The organism is Sphingomonas sp. NBWT7 (assembly GCF_014217605.1).
Taxonomy (GTDB): domain Bacteria; phylum Pseudomonadota; class Alphaproteobacteria; order Sphingomonadales; family Sphingomonadaceae; genus Sphingomonas.
Window position 1 is genome coordinate 1,136,641 of the sequence record NZ_CP043639.1, and the last position, 15,846, is coordinate 1,152,486.

At 66.6% G+C, this 15,846-nt stretch carries 17 protein-coding genes; 11 read left to right on the plus strand and 6 right to left on the minus strand.

Annotated elements, in window-relative coordinates; genetic code table 11:
* Position 1 precedes the first annotated feature (1 nt).
* Positions 2–610: a DedA family protein gene (locus F1C10_RS05700; protein ID WP_185209535.1), complete on the plus strand. Its 609-nt coding sequence runs from the start codon at positions 2–4 to the stop codon at positions 608–610.
* Between the two features lie 10 nt (positions 611–620).
* On the opposite strand, the gene thiS is transcribed toward F1C10_RS05700, so the two are convergent.
* Positions 621–1,628: a sulfur carrier protein ThiS gene (gene thiS / locus F1C10_RS05705; protein ID WP_185209537.1), complete on the minus strand. Its 1,008-nt coding sequence runs from the start codon at positions 1,626–1,628 to the stop codon at positions 621–623.
* Between the two features lie 83 nt (positions 1,629–1,711).
* Here thiS and aroQ point away from each other — a divergent pair, with 83 nt between their 5' ends.
* The 10 genes from aroQ to bfr all read left to right on the plus strand — a co-directional run bounded on the left by aroQ (position 1,712) and on the right by bfr (position 10,958).
* Positions 1,712–2,143, plus strand: coding sequence for a type II 3-dehydroquinate dehydratase (gene aroQ, locus F1C10_RS05710; protein ID WP_185209539.1), 432 nt, complete (start codon positions 1,712–1,714; stop codon positions 2,141–2,143).
* Positions 2,144–2,179: 36 nt separating this feature from the next.
* On the plus strand, positions 2,180–2,665 hold the full coding sequence (gene accB, locus F1C10_RS05715; protein WP_185209541.1) for an acetyl-CoA carboxylase biotin carboxyl carrier protein: 486 nt from the start codon (positions 2,180–2,182) through the stop codon (positions 2,663–2,665).
* 4 nt (positions 2,666–2,669) lie between these two features.
* Positions 2,670–4,019, plus strand: a complete 1,350-nt coding sequence (accC, locus tag F1C10_RS05720; protein ID WP_185209543.1) for an acetyl-CoA carboxylase biotin carboxylase subunit — start codon at positions 2,670–2,672, stop codon at positions 4,017–4,019.
* A 62-nt stretch (positions 4,020–4,081) separates the two neighbouring features.
* Positions 4,082–4,771, plus strand: a complete 690-nt coding sequence (locus F1C10_RS05725; protein WP_185209545.1) for a hypothetical protein — start codon at positions 4,082–4,084, stop codon at positions 4,769–4,771.
* A 9-nt stretch (positions 4,772–4,780) separates the two neighbouring features.
* Positions 4,781–5,101, plus strand: a complete 321-nt coding sequence (locus F1C10_RS05730) for an ArsC/Spx/MgsR family protein (RefSeq protein WP_185209547.1) — start codon at positions 4,781–4,783, stop codon at positions 5,099–5,101.
* A gap of 95 nt (positions 5,102–5,196) precedes the next feature.
* Positions 5,197–6,534, plus strand: a complete 1,338-nt coding sequence (locus tag F1C10_RS05735) for a phospholipase D-like domain-containing protein (RefSeq protein WP_185210097.1) — start codon at positions 5,197–5,199, stop codon at positions 6,532–6,534.
* Between the two features lie 85 nt (positions 6,535–6,619).
* Entirely contained in the window at positions 6,620–8,842 is a 2,223-nt protein-coding gene (purL, locus tag F1C10_RS05740; RefSeq protein WP_185209549.1) for a phosphoribosylformylglycinamidine synthase subunit PurL, read from the plus strand.
* A gap of 46 nt (positions 8,843–8,888) precedes the next feature.
* Positions 8,889–10,127: a DUF418 domain-containing protein gene (locus tag F1C10_RS05745; RefSeq protein WP_185209551.1), complete on the plus strand. Its 1,239-nt coding sequence runs from the start codon at positions 8,889–8,891 to the stop codon at positions 10,125–10,127.
* Between the two features lie 78 nt (positions 10,128–10,205).
* On the plus strand, positions 10,206–10,376 hold the full coding sequence (locus tag F1C10_RS05750) for a bacterioferritin-associated ferredoxin (RefSeq protein ID WP_185209553.1): 171 nt from the start codon (positions 10,206–10,208) through the stop codon (positions 10,374–10,376).
* A 96-nt stretch (positions 10,377–10,472) separates the two neighbouring features.
* The gene (gene bfr, locus F1C10_RS05755; protein ID WP_185209555.1) at positions 10,473–10,958 is read left to right on the plus strand and encodes a bacterioferritin; all 486 of its coding nucleotides are present in this window, start codon (positions 10,473–10,475) and stop codon (positions 10,956–10,958) included.
* Positions 10,959–11,008: 50 nt separating this feature from the next.
* On the opposite strand, the gene F1C10_RS05760 is transcribed toward bfr, so the two are convergent.
* The 5 genes from F1C10_RS05760 to panB all read right to left on the minus strand — a co-directional run bounded on the left by F1C10_RS05760 (position 11,009) and on the right by panB (position 15,846).
* The gene (locus F1C10_RS05760; protein WP_185209557.1) at positions 11,009–11,422 is read right to left on the minus strand and encodes an Hpt domain-containing protein; all 414 of its coding nucleotides are present in this window, start codon (positions 11,420–11,422) and stop codon (positions 11,009–11,011) included.
* An 82-nt stretch (positions 11,423–11,504) separates the two neighbouring features.
* A complete protein-coding gene (der, locus tag F1C10_RS05765) occupies positions 11,505–12,854 on the minus strand; it encodes a ribosome biogenesis GTPase Der (protein WP_185209559.1) in 1,350 nt (449 codons plus the stop codon).
* A 31-nt stretch (positions 12,855–12,885) separates the two neighbouring features.
* Positions 12,886–14,208 (minus strand): PQQ-like beta-propeller repeat protein, encoded by a 1,323-nt coding sequence (locus F1C10_RS05770; protein WP_185209561.1) that lies wholly within the window; start codon positions 14,206–14,208, stop codon positions 12,886–12,888.
* The gene (locus F1C10_RS05775) at positions 14,205–14,918 is read right to left on the minus strand and encodes a tetratricopeptide repeat protein (protein ID WP_185209563.1); all 714 of its coding nucleotides are present in this window, start codon (positions 14,916–14,918) and stop codon (positions 14,205–14,207) included. Before F1C10_RS05775 ends, F1C10_RS05770 begins: the two co-directional genes overlap by 4 nt.
* A gap of 67 nt (positions 14,919–14,985) precedes the next feature.
* A complete protein-coding gene (gene panB, locus F1C10_RS05780; RefSeq protein WP_185209565.1) occupies positions 14,986–15,846 on the minus strand; it encodes a 3-methyl-2-oxobutanoate hydroxymethyltransferase in 861 nt (286 codons plus the stop codon).

Sequence of the window (15,846 nt, forward strand, 5' to 3'; positions counted from 1 at the left end):
AATGACCGAGCTCATCATCGATTGGATCGCCTGGGGCGGCTATTTCGGCATTTTTCTGCTGATGGCGCTCGAGAATGTCATCCCACCAATTCCGTCGGAGGTGATCATGGGCCTCGGCGGAATTGCGGTCGCGCGCAAGCAGATGGCGCTTGTCCCGCTTATCGCCTGGGGCACGGCCGGGACGACGATCGGCAACATGTTCTGGTACGAAATCGGGCGGCGCATGGGCGTCGCGCGCTTCCGACCCTTCGTCGAACGACACGGCCGCTGGCTGACGATGGAGTGGGAAGACGTCGAACGGCTCGACCATTTCTTCCACAAACACGGTCACTGGGTAATCTTCGTGTTCCGCTTCATGCCCACCTTCCGCACGATCATCTCGCTGCCGGCAGGCATGGCCAAGATGCCGCTGGCGAAGTTTCTCGTCTTCACCTTCGTTGGCAGCGCGATCTGGAACACGGTGCTCGCCGGCGCCGGGCTGTTCCTCGGCTCGCGCTTCGAACAGCTCGATCGCTACGTCGGGCCGGTGGCGATCGCCACGACCGCGCTGATCGTCGTCGGCTACCTCTACCGCGTCGTCACGTGGAAGCCACGCGCCGAGCGCGGCTGACCTTTGGCGCTCAGATCAGGCCGGCGAGCGGCGAAGACGGATCGGCGTAGCGGCGGATCGCCATGCGGCCCGCACGGTACGACAGTCGGCCGGCCTCAACCGCCGCCTTCATCGCGGCGGCCATCATAACCGGGTCCTTCGCTTCGGCGATCGCGGTGTTCATCAGCACGCCGTCACAGCCGAGCTCCATCGCTACCGCTGCGTCGGACGCGGTGCCCACCCCGGCGTCGACCAGCACCGGCACCTTCGCGCCCTCGACGATCAGCCGGATCGTCACGCGGTTCTGAATCCCCAACCCGGAACCGATCGGCGCGCCCAATGGCATTATCGCGACCGCGCCCGCCTCTTCGAGCTGCTTCGCCGCGATTGGATCGTCGACGCAATATACCATCGGCTTGAAACCCTCGCGCACCAGTACCTCGGTCGCCTTAAGCGTCTCGCGCATGTCGGGGTAGAGCGTACGCGCCTCGCCGAGCACTTCCAGCTTCACCAAATCCCAGCCGCCCGCCTCACGCGCCAGCCGCAGCGTGCGGATCGCGTCTTCCGCGGTGAAACAGCCGGCGGTGTTCGGCAGATAGGTGAAGCGCTTGGGATCGATATAGTCGGTCAGCATGGGCGCATTACGATCGCTGACGTTGACGCGGCGCACCGCGACGGTGACGATTTCCGCCCCCGACGCCTCGAGCGCGGCGGCGTTCTGCGCGAAATCCTTGTACTTGCCCGTCCCGACGATCAGCCGCGATCGGAAGGTGTGCCCCGCGACACTCCAGCTATCCGCATCGATCGCGGCGGCGTGATCCCCGCCGCCGACGAAATGCACGATCTCCAAGTCGTCGCCGTCCTCGACGCAAACCTCGCCCAGCGTCGAGCGCGGTACCACTTCCATGTTGCGCTCGACGGCGACCTTTTCGGGCACCAGCCCGAGTTCGGCGGCGAGCTGCGCCAGCGTCATCCCGGCGGCGACACGGCGATGCGCGCCGTTCACGGTGATCGATACGGTTCCGTCGGTATGGGGCATGTCATCCTTTGTCGAAGGCAGGTATGCAGATTGCCTTCCACCTAGGCTTGGCGCAGACGCCGTTCAAGCAAGGAGCCCCCCGCTTGGCCATCGTCTACGTCCTGAACGGCCCGAACCTCAACCTGCTCGGCACACGCGAGCCGGAGATATACGGCCACGACACGCTCGACGATATCGCCGGCCAGCTCGAGGATCGCGCACGCGAGCTGGGTCTCGAGGTTGACATCCGGCAGTCCAACCATGAGGGCCATCTCGTCGATTGGCTGCACGAGGCGCAGGCACACGATGCGAAGGCGGTGCTGCTCAACGCCGGTGCCTTCACCCACACGTCGATTGCGGTGCACGATGCGATCAAGGCGATACGCACGCCGGTGATCGAGATACATCTGTCGAACCCGCACATCCGCGAGTCCTTCCGCCACGTCTCCTACGTCGGCCGTGCCGCACGCGGAACGATTGCGGGCTTCGGCGCGCTATCGTATCTGCTCGCGCTTGAAGCCGCCGCGCGGTTCTGACACAGCGCGCGCCCTATTCAGGGGAAAGGGTCGGGAATGGCCGAAAAGGAAAATGGGGCGATGAAGGTCGACGTCGATCTCGTTCGCCAGCTTGCCGAGCTGCTCGACACGACGCAGCTCACCGAAATCGAGGTCGAGGACGGCGACCGCCGCATCCGCGTCGCGCGCAAGGCGGCGAGCGTCGCGGCCGCCGCGCCGGTGCATTACGCAGCCCCTCCCCCGCCCGCAGCGAGCCCTACCGCGGTCGCCGCGCTACCCACGGCCGAGCCGGCCGCGACGCCCTCCAATGCGAATGCCGTGCGCTCACCGATGGTCGGCACCGCCTATCTCGCCGCCGAGCCGAGCGCGCCGCCGTTCGTCAGCGTCGGGCGCCAGGTCCAGGCCGGCGACACGCTGCTGATCGTCGAGGCGATGAAGGTGATGAACCCGATTACCGCGCCGAATGCCGGAACGGTGAAGGCCGTGCTGGTCGAGAACGGCCAGCCGGTGGAATTCGATCAGCCGCTCGTCGTCGTCGAGTAAGTCGATGCCCGAGATCAAGAAGCTGCTGATCGCCAATCGCGGCGAGATCGCGCTGCGCATCCACCGTGCCTGCCATGAGATGGGGATCAAGACCGTCGCGGTGCACTCCACCGCCGATGCCGATGCGATGCACGTGCGCCTCGCCGATCAGGCGATCTGCATCGGCCCGCCGTCCGCCGCCGACAGCTACCTCAACATCGCCAACATCATCTCGGCGGCGGAGATTTCGGGTGCCGACGCGATCCACCCCGGCTACGGCTTCCTCAGCGAGAACGCCAAGTTCGCCGAGATCGTCGAGGCGCACGGGCTGATTTTCGTCGGTCCGAAGCCCGAACATATCCGCACCATGGGCGACAAGGTGGAGGCGAAGCGCACGGCCGGCGCGCTCGGCCTGCCGCTCGTCCCCGGATCGGACGGCGCGCTGACCGATTCGGCAGAGGCGAAGCGCCTCGCACACGACATTGGTTACCCGGTGCTGATCAAGGCCGCGTCGGGCGGCGGCGGGCGCGGCATGAAGGTCGTGCCGTCGGAGGACGAAATGGACACGCTGATGGCGCAGGCCGGCAGCGAGGCGAAGGCCGCATTCGGCGACGCCACGGTCTACATGGAAAAGTATCTCGGCAACCCCCGCCACATCGAATTCCAGGTGTTCGGCGACGGCAACGGCAATGCGATCCACCTCGGCGAGCGCGACTGTTCGCTCCAGCGCCGCCACCAGAAGGTGGTTGAGGAAGCCCCCTCCCCGATCATCACGCCCGAGGAGCGTGACCGGATGGGCGGCATCGTCGCCAAGGCGATGGCGGACATGGGCTATCGCGGCGCGGGCACGATCGAGTTCCTGTGGGAAGACGGCAAATTCTACTTCATCGAGATGAACACCCGCCTGCAGGTGGAGCATCCGGTGACCGAGGCGATCACCGGCCTCGATCTCGTGCGCGAGCAGATCCGCGTCGCCGAGGGGTATCCGCTGACGCTGCGGCAGGAGGATGTCGTCTTCCGCGGCCACGCGATCGAATGCCGCATCAACGCCGAGGATCCCAGAACCTTTGCGCCGTCACCGGGCCTCGTGAAACTGTATCACGCCCCCGGTGGCATGCACGTGCGCGTCGATTCGGGGCTCTATGCCGGCTATCGCGTGCCGCCTTATTACGACAGCATGATCGCAAAGCTGATCGTCTACGGCACGACGCGCCAGGGCGCGCTGCGCCGGCTGCGGCGCGCGCTGGAGGAATTCGTCGTCGACGGCGTCAAGACGACCATTCCCCTGCATCAGGCGCTGCTCGAGGATCCCGAGTTCCAGCAGGGCGACTACACGATCAAGTGGCTCGAGGGGTGGCTCGCGAAGCAGGCGTGACCGATGACTAGCCACCGCTTGCGCGGGCGGTTAGCGTCGGCCGTCCCTGACGGAGCGACCGCATGTTCATCGGGCATTACGCGCCGGCGCTGATCGCCGCTGCACACCCGCGCGCGCAGCGGCTGGGTAGCCTGTTCCTCGCCGCGCAGCTCGTCGATGTCGCATTCTTCGGTTTCGTCCTCGCCGGTGTCGAGCGGATGCGCGCGGTGCCGGGGACGACGGCGATGAACGCGATGGACCTCTACCATTTGCCGTACACGCACAGTCTGATCGGCAGTGGCTGCTTCGCGCTGGTATGGGCCGCCGTGACGTATCTCGTCCGACGCGCCGCGCTCGCTGCCGCACTTGGCGGCGGCGTCGTATTGTCGCACTGGTTCCTCGACTTGCTGGTCCACGCGCCCGATCTGACGCTCGGCGGCGGGGCCGACCGCTACGGCTTCGCGCTGTGGGACTATCCGGCGATCGAAATGCCGCTCGAACTGGCGATAACTTTGGGTGCGTTCGGCTACTACCTCCTGCGCACCGTTCCGCGTTCGAGCAGAGTGTGGATCGCCCCCGCGCTGCTCTTCGCGGCGCTACTGCTCGTGCAGGCGATCAACTGGGCGACGCCGCAACCGACCGCAATACTCGATCCTGTGCCCGCCTCCGAGCCACTGACCGCACTTGCTGCCTTCGCCATGCTGAACGCCCTTGCGGCGTGGACCGGTCGAAGTCGGCTGCCAAGGCTTGGTCCGCGCGTGCGGACGCTATAGGGGCGGCGCATGAAGGCAACGATCTGGCACAACCCGCGCTGCTCCAAGTCGCGAGAGGCTTTGGCGCTGCTGCACGAGGCGGGTGCCGACGTGACGATCGTCGACTATCTGCAGCATCCGCCGACCAGGGCCGAACTCGCCGCCCTATACGGGCGTGCTGGGATCGCGCCCGGCGCAGCGATGCGCAAGGACGCGCCACCGGTCGATGACGACGATGCGGCGCTCGATGCCATGGCCGCCGATCCCCGCGTGATCGAACGGCCGTTGGTGGCGACCGAAAAGGGCGTCGTTCTCGCCCGCCCCACCAGCCGCATCCGCGACATCCTGTGAGCATTCCCGACAACGCGCGCTGGCGGGTCGAGCATGCGACGCACGCCTCGGTCATCATCGATGCCGATCATTATTTCCGCGTCGCGCGCGAGGCGATGCTCGGGGCGCGGCACCAGATCTTCCTTGTCGGCTGGGATTTCGACGCGCGGATCAATCTTGCCTGGGCGAACGAGCCGCCCGGCGTGCCGACCACCGTCGGCGAGTTCATCGGCTGGCTGGTCCGCCGCCGCCCCGACCTCAACGTCTACATCCTGCGCTGGGACAAGGGCGCGTTCAAAACGCTGTTCCGCGGCAAGACGCTGTGGACGCTGACGAAATGGCGTTTCGCTCGCAAGCGGATCCACCTCAAGCTCGATTCGTACCATCCGATCGGCGCCTCGCAGCACCAGAAGATCGTCGTGATCGACGATTGCCTCGCTTTCTGCGGCGGGATCGACATGACCGACGAGCGCTGGGACACGCGCGAGCATCGCGACGACGATCCGCATCGTACCTCCCCCAGCGGCCGGCCCAACAAACCGTGGCACGACGCGACGACCGCGCTGATGGGCCCCGTGGCGAAGGCGCTCGGCGAGCTATGCCGTGCACGATGGGAGGTCGCCGGCGGCGCGCCCGTCCCGCCGCCCCCACCGACGCAGGATTGCTGGCCCAAGAGCCTGACGGTCGATTTCAACGACGTCGACGTCGCTATTTCGCGCTCGCAGCCCGATCACGGCACGCAGGAGGCGGTGCGCGAGATCGAGAACCTGTATCTCGCGCTGATCGCCCGCGCGAAGCGTCACATCTACGCCGAGAGCCAGTATTTCGCCTCCCGTCGCGTGGCCGAAGCGATCGCGCGCCGGCTCGACGAGCCCGACGGTCCCGAGATCGTGATCGTCAACCCGGTCAGCGCGCAGGGTTGGCTGGAGCCGATCGCGATGGATACCGCACGCGCCCGCCTAATCGAGGCGCTGCGGCGGCGGGACGTGCATGGCCGGCTGCGCATGTATCATCCGGTCACCGCGGGCGGGACGTCGATCTACGTCCACGCCAAGGTTTTGGTGATCGACGACGATCTGATTCGCGTCGGATCGTCTAATTTCAACAATCGCTCGCTGCGGCTCGATACCGAGTGCGACGTGACGATCGAGCATGACAGCGACCGCATCACCGCGATCCGCGATGATCTGATCGCCGAGCACCTCGGCACCGATATCGCGAGGGTGACGGACGCGATCGCGCAGCACGGCCTGATCGGCGCGATCGAGCATCTGCGCGGATCGGGGAAGACGCTGATCCCCTACGAGATACCGGATCTTTCGAGCGTCGAGGAATGGCTGGCCGACAACGAGATCCTCGATCCCGAAGGCCCGGAGGACATGTTCGAGGCGCCGAGCAAGCGACCGGGGCTGCTGACCAGGATCAAGGACCGCCGGCACCGCAGGGGCAAGTAGTGCCACCCACGCGAGCGACGGTTCACCGCGCCGTCGCAGGCGCGGATTGGTGACACCGGCGCCGCCGCTCGCTATCGCGCGCGGCATGACCGCGATTACGCCCGAGATCGTCGCCGAACACGGCCTGTCCCCCGAGGAATACGAGCGCGTCCTCCACGCGCTCGGCCGAGAACCGAACCTCGTCGAGCTAGGCATCTTCTCGGTCATGTGGTCCGAGCACTGCAGCTATAAATCGAGCCGCATCCATCTGAAGAAGCTTCCGACCGAAGCGCCATGGGTGATCTGCGGCCCCGGCGAGAACGCTGGCGTGATCGACATCGGGGATGGGCAAGCAGCGATCTTCAAGATGGAGTCGCACAACCACCCCTCGTACATCGAGCCGTATCAGGGTGCGGCGACGGGCGTCGGCGGCATCCTGCGCGACGTCTTCACGATGGGCGCGCGCCCCATCGCGAACATGAACGCGCTTCGCTTCGGCCGTCCCGATCACCCCAAGATGCGCCACCTCATCTCGGGCGTGGTTCACGGCATCGGCGGCTATGGCAATTGCGTTGGCGTCCCCACGGTGGGCGGTGAGGTGAACTTCCACCCCGCCTATGACGGCAACATCCTCGTCAACGCGATGACCGTCGGCATCGCTGATCAGGACAAGATCTTCTATTCCGCCGCCAGCGGCATCGGCAATCCGATCGTCTATGTCGGCTCCAAGACCGGCCGCGACGGCATCCACGGCGCCACCATGGCCTCCGCCGATTTCGGCGAAGATGCTGAGGAAAAGCGCCCTACCGTCCAGGTCGGCGATCCCTTCACCGAGAAGCTGCTGATCGAGGCCTGCCTCGAACTGATGGCGTCCGACGCGATCGTCGCGATCCAGGACATGGGTGCCGCCGGCCTCACCTCCTCCAGCGTCGAGATGGCGTCGAAGGGCGGCGTCGGCATCGAACTGATCATGGACGACGTGCCGCAGCGTGAAGAGGGCATGACGCCCTACGAAATGATGCTCTCCGAATCGCAGGAGCGCATGCTGATGGTGCTGAAGCCGGGCCGCGAGGCCTTTGCCGAAGCGATCTTCCGCAAGTGGGAACTCGACTTCGCCGTCATCGGCCATGTCACCGACACCGGCCGCATGGTGCTGAAGTGGAAGGGCGACACGGTCTGCGACATCCCGCTCGCCCCGCTCGCCGACGAGGCCCCGCTCTACGATCGCCCGCACGTCCCCACCCCGCCCGCCAAGGCGCTGGTCAACGTGCCGGAGTGCAAGGACATCGCCGCCGATCTCGTCACCCTGATGGGCTCGCCCGACATCGCCAGCCGCCGCTGGATCTGGGAGCAGTATGACCACATGGTCGGCGCCGACACCGTGCAGCGCCCGGGCGGCGACGCCGCGGTGGTGCGCGTGCATGGGACGGACAAGGCGCTGGCGATCACCACCGATTGCACCCCGCGCTATTGCTACGCCGATCCGGTCGAGGGCGGGAAGCAGGCCGTCGCCGAGACCTGGCGCAACCTAGCCGCCGTTGGCGCCAAGCCGCTCGCGATCACCAACTGCCTGAACTTCGCCAACCCGCAGCGCCCGGAGATCATGGGCCAGATCGTCGGCTGCCTCGATGGCATGGCGCAGGCGTGCCGCGCGCTCGACTATCCGATCGTCTCCGGCAACGTCTCGCTCTACAATGAGAGTAAGGCGACCGGCGGCGGCAGCGCGATCCTTCCCACCCCCGCGATCGGCGGCGTCGGGCTAATGGCGGATTGGCGGAAGAGCGCCACCATCGCCTTCAAGGGCACTGGCGACGTCATCCTCGCGGTCGGCACGCGCCGCGGTGATCTTGGCCAGACGCTCTGGCTGCGCGAGATCCACGGCCGCGAAGAAGGCCCGCCCCCGCGCGTCGATCTCGCCAAGGAGCGCGCGACCGGAGACCTCATTCGCAGCGCGATCGACAAGGGCCAGCTCTCCGCCGTTCACGACGTGTCGGACGGCGGCATCGCCGTCACGCTCGCCGAGATGGCACTGGCCGGCAACATCGGCGCGATGATCGACCGCAAGCAGCCCTATGACTGTGCGCACTCCTTCTTCGCCGAGGATCAGGGCGTGTACATCGTCACCGTCAACGATCATGCGTTGCCCGATTTCCTCCTCGCCGCGCTCGACGCCGGTGTCGAGGCCGAGCCGATGGGCCGCACCGGCGGCAAGCGACTGATCTTCGAACGTCCGAACCGCGACGACGTCGTCGCGCTTGACGCGCTGCGCACCGCGCACGAGGGCTTCTTCCCCCGCCTGATGTCGGGCGAGGTCGAACTGGCAAGCTGATCGCGCGCCACCTTGCCGACGATCGGCTGCCGGGAACGCCAGGCTCATGACCGCAGCGGGCTCGACGCGGATCGTGGCGCTCGATGCCGTGCGGGGGATGGCCGTTCTCGGCATCCTCCTGCTCAACATCGTCGACTTCGCGATGCCGCGCTACGCCTACGTCGATCCGACCTTCTACGGCGGGGCTACGGGGGCGGACTGGTGGGCATGGGCGCTTACCTTTGTCGTCGCGGACGGCAAGATGCGCGGGCTGTTCTCGATGCTGTTCGGCGCATCGATGCTGCTGGTCGCCGAGCGCGCGCAGGCGACCGGCGAATCGCCCTTCCGCGTGCACATGGCGCGGATGGCCGTCCTGTTCGTCATCGGCATGGTGCACGCCTATCTGATCTGGTCGGGCGATATCCTGGTACTGTACGCACTGTGCGGCGTGCTCGCGTTCGCCTTCCGGGAAGCGCGCCTGTCGACGCTGCTCGCGATCGCCGCGATCCTGATGCTCGGCGAAGTGGCTACCGCGATCGTCGACCACCACGCGGCGCGCGCGTTCGAAGCGCGCGCGACGCAGAGCGGCGCGTCCGCCACGCTACAGGCCGATTGGGCGCAATACATGGCGGGTATCGCGGATCTACGTGCATCGATACCAGCCGAACTCGCGACCTATCGCGGCGGCTGGGCGCAGGTGCTTCCCGCGCGCGCCGCCGCAACGTGGCAGGCGCAGCGTGAGATGATCCCGGGCACCCTTGCCGATACGCTGGCCATGATGCTGCTCGGCATGGCGCTGTTCCGCAGCGGCTTCTTCGCCTTCCGGTGGCGCCCGCCATTCTACCAGTTGATGCTGGCGATCGGCTACGGCGCTGCGCTGCCGCTCACCGCCCTGCTCGCATGGTGGATCGACCGGCGCGGGTTCGATCCGATCACGCTCGCGCTCGCCGAGCCGCTTCAGCTCGCGCTGCTGCGCCCGTGGGTGGCCCTGGCGCATGCCAGCGTCATCATCCTCGCCGTCGAGCGCGGCGTCGCCGCCCGTCTCATCGCCCGGTTGGCGGCGACGGGCCGCATGGCGTTCACCAACTATCTCGCGACCAGCATCATCTGCGCCTGGATCTTCTGCGGCTACGGGCTTGGATGGTTCGGCATGCTTACGCGGTGGCAGCTATATCCCGTCGTACTCGCAATCTGGGCGCTGCTCCTCGGCTGGTCACCGTGGTGGCTGGCGCGGTTCCGATACGGCCCGTTCGAATGGCTATGGCGCAGCGCCAGCCGTATGATCCGGCAACGTCTACGCCGATGATCTAAGATGCGAGTCAGACGCAATAGACTTGCGATCCGGTCGCAATAGCGGTACGCCGCCGTTGCGAGGGAGAGTTCCATGGTCGTCTGCGTGTGCAATGCCATCCGGGAATGTCAGGTTCGTGAAGCCGCGCGGTCGGGTTCGACCACCGCTTGCCAAGCATACCGTACGCTCGGGCGGCAGGCGAAGTGTGGCCAATGCGTGCCCTTCGCCCGCGCGATCATCGATCAGGAACGTGCGGCTGCCTGACAATCGCAACAAGCGATTTTGGCGGTTTTCCGCGACTTTTAGGTTGCCCGTCCGCGAACGAACGCGATACACGGTCGCGACTATGGAGATCGTGACATGAAGGGCGACGCGCGCGTCATCGAGTATCTCAACGAGACGCTCAAGAATGAATTGACGGCGATCAACCAATATTGGTTGCACTATCGCCTGCTCGAGCATTGGGGCGTCAAGAAGCTCGCCGAGTACGAGCGGCACGAATCGATCGATGAGATGAAGCACGCCGACTGGCTGGCGGAGCGCATCCTGTTTCTCGATGGTTTGCCCAATTTTCAGCTGCTCGGTCGTTTGCGCATCGGCGAGACCGTCGAAGAGGTGTTGAAGGCAGATCTAGCAATGGAGATCGAGGCGGTCGCCGAGCTCAAGGCCGCCGTCGCCTATTGCGAGGAGGTTCGCGATTTCGTCAGCCGCGATTTGTTCATGCGCATCCTGATCAGCGAGGAGGAGCATGTCGACACGCTCGAGCGGCAGTTCGAGATGATCGAGCGCATGGGCCTGCCCAATTACATCCAGCTCAATTCGGAAGCGGATCAGCCGCACGGCTGAGGCGGCGAGCCGGGCGGCGGCGACGCGGCCCGGCTGCCGGACCTACGTCGTCAGACCTGGCGTCGTCCAAATCCCGTCACCCCGCGGCGTTCGGTTAGCGGATTGGCCTCGCGCTCCAGCAGCGCGAGCGTCTGCGCGAACAGCGGTCCCAGCTTCACCACATCCTCGAGCGCGGCCTCAGGCGTGTCGCGCGTTTCGACGCAATCACGCGCCAACGCTTCGATTCGCTCGGCAAGATCGGCGAGTGGGAGCGCGCCGAACTGCCGCGCTTCACCCTTTAGTGTGTGTGCCGGGATGACGATCGCGGTCGCGTTCTGTGCGCGCATCGCGGCCTCGATCGCGGCGACAGATTTCACGCCGTCCTCGCGAAAATAGCCAAGGATGCGACCGAAGCCGGCGCCAAGCTCGGCACGGGCCTTCGTAAAGGCGGCCCAATCGACCAGGGTGCTGCCTTCGAACGACACAGATCATATCCTCGATCGGGCCGCATATGGCCGGCGGGTGATGGCCTTGTTCTACGTTGCGGGCGTAAACAGGAAGTAACCGTCAGGTGCCGAACGGGTTTTTCGGCGCGCGCATCGTCAGCCGCACGGGCACTGCGCCGAAGCCCAGGTCGCGCCGCATCGAGTTGACGAGATATCGCTCGTAGCTCGCGGGAAGCTGGTCGACGCGCGTGCCGAAGACGACGAAGCTTGGCGGGCGCGTCTTCACCTGCGTGACATAGCGCATTTTGATCCGCTTGCCGCCCGGCGCCGGCGGCGGATTGGCGTCGATCGCGCGCTCGAACCAGCGGTTGAGCTCGCCGGTCGGCACGCGGCGCGACCACGCCTCGCGCGTCTCGAACGCCGCCGCCAGCAGCTGGTCGATGCCCTTGCCCGTCATCGCCGAGACGGTGATCAGCGGCACCCCCTTCACCTGGCTCAGCCCGTCGCCCAGCGCCGCCTTGACGCCGTTAAACAGCGCCGACGGCTCATCGGCGACATCCCATTTGTTGAGCGCGACGATCAGCGCGCGTCCTTCTTCAAGCACGCGATCGGCGATGCGCAAATCCTGCGATTCGAGCCCCAGCGTCGCGTCGAGCAGCAGGACGACTACTTCGGCGAAATCGACCGCGTGGAGCGCATCGGCGACTGACAGCTTCTCCAGCTTGTCCTGCACCTTGGCGCGTTTGCGCATGCCCGCGGTATCAATCAGCCGCACCGGCCGCCCCTGCCACGCCCAGTCGATCGCAATCGAATCGCGCGTGATGCCAGCCTCGGGTCCGGTAATCATGCGGTCCTCGCCAAGCATCCGGTTCACCAGCGTCGACTTGCCGGCGTTGGGACGGCCAACGATCGCGAGCTTCAGCGGCGCTTGGGCATCGTCCTCGTCATCGGCGTCGTCCGCCTCCGTCGACTGTTCGAGATGCGGCAGCAACGCTTCGAACAGATCGGCGACGCCCTCGCCATGTTCGGCGGAGAGTTGCACCGGATCGCCGAAGCCAAGCGACAGTGACTCAAGGATGCCCTGTTCCCCCGCGCGTCCTTCGGCCTTGTTGGCGACCAGCACGATCGGCGTCGTCGATCCGCGCAGCCAGCGCGCGATCTCCTCGTCGAGCGGCACGATGCCAGCGCGCGCGTCGACCATGAACAGTGCGACGTCAGCATTCGCCACCGCCGCCTCGGTCTGCAGCCGCATCCGGCCGGGCAGCGAGGCCGCGTCGTGATCCTCATAGCCCGCCGTGTCGACGACGCGGAAGTCGAGCCCGATCAGGTGTGCGTCGCCCTCGCGCCGGTCACGCGTCACGCCCGGCCGATCGTCGACCAGCGCCAGGCGCTTGCCGACGAGGCGGTTGAACAAGGTGGATTTGCCGACATTGGGTCGGCCGACGATCGCGACGGAGGGGAGACGTGCCATCACGCGCCCCTACCCGCTCGCACCCGCCGCGTCACCTGTAGGCGGACACCCGCCCCTTCTGATCGAGCACGTACAGCGTCTGATTGGCAACTACCGGCGGCAGAGTGAACGCATCCGCCGCCGGGATCGTCACCTGCACGCTGCCGTCGGCGGGCGACACACCGACCAGCTCGCCGCGCGAATTGGTCAGCCACAGCCTGTCGCCGGCCAGCACCGGCCCGAACCACGTATAGGCCGCCTTCTTCTTCTCTTCGTTGCGATAGGCGCGAAGCTGGCTCATCCAGCGCACCTTGCCGTTCGCGCGCGACAGGCAGACGAGCTGCGCCTGATCGGTGACGACGAACAGCCACTCGCCGGCGATCCACGGCGTCGTGATGCTCGCGAAATTCTGCTCCCACAAACGCTGTCCGGTCGCGATCTCGACCGCGACCATGCGTCCGCCCTGCCCCACCGCATAGGCACGGCCATCGGCGATCACCGGATCCGCGTCGATATCGGCAAGGCTCGATACCGAGGTCGAGATGCTGGTGCGCGACAGCGCATCCTGCCACAAAGTTCTGCCATTCTCGTAGCGATAGGCGTTGAGCTCACCCGAGGAGAAACCGGCAACGATCGTACCCGCCGCCGCCGCCGGTGCCGCGACCCCGAATACGCCCTGCGTTTCGACACTGGCAGATCCGGTCCAGACGACCTTTCCGTCCGCCTGGTTGAGCGCGAAAAGCTGATTGTCCTGGCTCAGGACGTATATCTGGCCATTCGCGATAGTCGGCGCACCGCGCAAAGGCCCGCCCGGCTTCGAGCGCCAGACGACAGCGCCGTCGGCGGCATTCATCGCCACGACATCGCCAATCCCGTCGGTTGCATAGACGCGCCCGTCATCGAAACTCACCCCGCCGCCGAAGCGCGCCGGCTTGTTCTCGTCGCCCTCGAACACCGCGGCCTTCCACAGCGGCGCGCCGGTGTCGGCAGTGAAGGCATGAACAGTGGCATCGACGTCGACGACGAACAGCTTGCCGTCGCCGATCACCGGCGCGGCGCCGAGACGCTGGCGGTTCGAACCGCCGTCGATCGCGGCGGTCCACAGCCGCGCCGGCGAACCGCCGAGCGCCAGATGCCCCATCGTCTTTGATGCGTTGCCGCCGGGCTGGGTCCACGCCGCGTTCACCTCGGCAGTCGGCAGCAGGACCTGCACGCCGGCGAGCGACGGATCGACTTCGGCGGCATTCTCCGACACCAGGATCGGCACGCGATTGCCGACGGTCGGCGTCTTCTTCCCGCCGCCCTTGAACACGCCGCAGGCGCTGAGGCCCATCAGCGCCGCAATCGCGAACGGCGCGGCAATCGACTTCTTCATTGTGTCGCCTTGTTTCCTAGCGTGCCGGCCTCTGCCGAAACCGCATCGACGCCCAGTACGCCCGCCATCTGAACCGCGCGTTGACGGAGCGACGGGGGCACGCGGTCGGATTGCGCGATCTGCCCGAACAGCTTGCCTGCCAGATCGCGCTTGCCCTGCTTCAGATAGGCAAGCGCGACGAGTTCACCCGCGCTGCCGAAATAGGCGTTCTCGGGAACCGCGATCGCACGCAGCCGGGCGATCACCTGCTCTGGCGGCAGCGTGTCGAACTCCGCATTGGTCTGCCGCACGGCGGCAAGCTCGCGGAACGAGGGATCGAGCGTATTGTCGGCGGCGATCGCGGCGAACTTGGCCGCCGCGCCCTTCAAATCGTCCTTGCGCAGCAGGAGATCGGCCTGCGTGAACAACGCCACCGCGCGATAGCCGTCGCGCTTCGACGCGGCGAGCTGCGCCAGCGCGGGCGTCGCCTTCGCCGTGCGCTCAGCGGACAGATCGTCCCACGCCAGCTGCATCTGCTCGCCCTCGCGCCCGGCAGCCTCGCGCCGCTGGTGCTGCCAGAACAGATAGCCCGCGAACACTGCGAGCCCGGCGACGATCGCGATCGCGATCGCACGTCCCCAGCGCCGCCACAGCGCCGCCGCCTGATCCTTGCGCAGTTCCTCGTCGACTTCGCGCAGGAATGCTTCGTTATTCTGCGGCGTCAGCGCCACGACATGCTCCAATCTGGCGGGGGAAGGCGCCGGACCTTAGTCGCGCCCTCCGGAAAACGGAAGCGGATCACGCTTTGGGCGCGTAGGTCTGCTCGGCGCCGGGGAAGACGCGCGCGCGCACCTCGTCGGCATACGCCGCCGCGCGCTCGCCGATAAAGCCGGCCATGTCGCCGTAACGCTTGACGAAGCGCGGGGTGCGCTCGAACAGCCCGAGCATATCCTCCGCCACCAGCACCTGGCCGTCGCACTCGGCGGATGCGCCGATGCCAATCGTCGGCACCGCGATCGTCTTCGTAATCTCGATCGCGATCGGCTCCACGACGCCCTCGATCACCACGGCGAACGCGCCCGCCTCCGCCACGGCCTGCGCGTCGCCGACGATCTTGCGTGCCTCTGCCTCCGATCGCCCGCGGGCGCCGTATCCGCCAAGCGCGTTCACTGCCTGCGGCGTCAGCCCGACGTGCCCCATCACGGGGATTCCCCGCTCGGATAGGAACGCCACCGTCGACGCCATCGCCGTACCGCCCTCCAGCTTGACCGCCGCCGCACCGGTCTGTTTGAGCAGCCACGCCGCGCTCTCGAACGCTTTCTCCGGGCTCGCCTCGTAGCTGCCGAACGGCATGTCCACGACGACGACGGCGTGGTAACTGCCACGCACCACCGCCGCGCCGTGCGCCGCCATCATGTCGAGTGTGACCGGTACCGTCGACGGCAGGCCGTAGATCACCTGCCCAAGGCTATCGCCGACGAGCAGCAAGTCGCAGTGCGGATCGAGGATCTGCGCGGTGCGGACGGTATAGGCAGTCAGCATCACCAGCGGGTCCTTGCCCTTGCGCTGGCGTACCGCCGGCACCGTCAGCCGCTTCATGGGCGCGGATACCGGCGTCGCCCGGCTGGTCGAGCTGTCAATCGTGAAGGTCGTGGACAT